Below are 612 nucleotides of genomic sequence, written 5' to 3'. Positions count from 1 at the left end.
ATACGGGTACTGTTTTCATATTATCTCTTCCGTTAAGTATGATATATATTCTTTCTGTTATTATAAAAAGGCTGTCTGTAAGATAGACAGCCTGTCTTATATTTTATTTAAATACCCCAGAACTTATTCGCTTTTTCCACAAGCGATTCATCAATCAGCGCACCGGTGACAGCCATCAGTAAACCATACCCGATAATGCCTAAAGCGCTTCCGGTAAGAATACTGAAGACCAGTGCAACAAGAGCCGTTGCGGCATTGCCTGCTATAATGGCTTCTGTTTTAACAAAAAGAGGACGCCAGTTCTCTGTCCGGACAGCCTTACCAAACTCAGTGATCCAGTCAGCAAGACTTGTAAATTTTCCTGCATATCCCAGTCCCCGACTGAATCTGTTCAGATTAGACGATATATCAGACAGCTTCACAGACTCAAGGGCTGCGGCAATCGCTGCACGATCTTTTGCATTAATTTTTTTGTTATGTCAGCCGGTGATGCTGCCAACTTACTGATTTAGTGTATGATGGTGTTTTTGAGGTGCTCCAGTGGCTTCTGTTTCTATCAGCTGTCCCTCCTGTTCAGCTACTGACGGGGTGGTGCGTAACGGCAAAAGCACC

The 612-nt window shown here is 43.6% G+C and carries 1 protein-coding gene and 1 pseudogene; one reads left to right on the top strand and one right to left on the bottom strand.

What is annotated here, in order from left to right; all coding sequences use genetic code 11:
* Nucleotides 1-107 precede the first annotated feature (107 nt).
* Nucleotides 108-476 (bottom strand): annotated as a pseudogene (locus C4F37_RS27245) (colicin-like pore-forming protein); the annotation flags it as partial.
* Between the two features lie 64 nt (nt 477-540).
* Here C4F37_RS27245 and C4F37_RS27240 point away from each other — a divergent pair.
* A partial coding sequence (locus C4F37_RS27240; protein WP_001568368.1) for an IS1 family transposase occupies nt 541-612 on the top strand: 72 nt, incomplete at its 3' end.

This window comes from Escherichia sp. R1 (genome assembly GCF_003000935.1).
In the GTDB taxonomy this organism is placed as follows: domain Bacteria; phylum Pseudomonadota; class Gammaproteobacteria; order Enterobacterales; family Enterobacteriaceae; genus Escherichia; species Escherichia coli.
The sequence above is the reverse complement of the archived record's forward strand: the minus strand, read 5'-3'. Positions and strand labels throughout refer to the sequence as shown.